The following is a 706-nucleotide window of genomic DNA, read 5'->3' on the forward strand; positions in this document are numbered from 1 at the left end:
TCTAAACCTTTTTTGTTGTTTTGTTTTTTTTTCTTTTTATCGATCGTTTTTGTTTTCATGTTGTTTTTGCCATTTAATAAGAAAAAATTTTATTATAAGCTTATGTTCTTCTAAAATTCTCTCATTTTTTTTTTTTTCAATGATCCGCCGACCACCGCGATCTACTCTCGTTCCCTGCACGACGCGCGTCCGATTTGACCCATCAACTGCAGTGGCGATAGAGTATAATTTGGCCTCTTATCCATGAAAAATAAGTTCTTCTGCTCTCGTTTGCTGCCCCTTATCTCCAGCATAAAGACGAAGCCGTCCAGAACCATTAACCTTTACTTCCCCTTGCAATATAGCACCGGAGTAAATCAACGAATTAGCTCCACTATTAATCGTCAAATTTTTCACGTATCCACCAGCATGAACTACTTGAATAGCACCAGCGTATAAAGTGACAATGTCTGCCTCACCTCCTGTTAAAACACGCTGCATCCCACCCTCAAAAACTTCAGTATTCATCGCTAAACCACCGCTCTTTAATGCAAAACCCTCATCGTCTGCAAACCATTTAGCAAGAGTTTGTATTCCTCCACTCATCACTTTTGTTCCCACAGCCATCCCATCATCATATACATTCTGCTGTCCCGGCGTGTCACCTTGACCATAAAGTGTCGTGTTATAAGTGCTGCTCCCCACAATTTCACCATTTACATACCCC

At 40.7% G+C, this 706-nt stretch carries 1 pseudogene; it reads right to left on the reverse strand.

Going from position 1 to position 706, the window contains the following annotated elements:
• Positions 1-240: 240 nt before the first annotated feature.
• Positions 241-706: pseudogene (locus J7R13_RS08565) on the reverse strand (BafA family autotransporter); the annotation flags it as partial.

The sequence above is a fragment of the Bartonella taylorii 8TBB genome, assembly GCF_902825155.1.
Classification (GTDB): domain Bacteria; phylum Pseudomonadota; class Alphaproteobacteria; order Rhizobiales; family Rhizobiaceae; genus Bartonella; species Bartonella taylorii_A.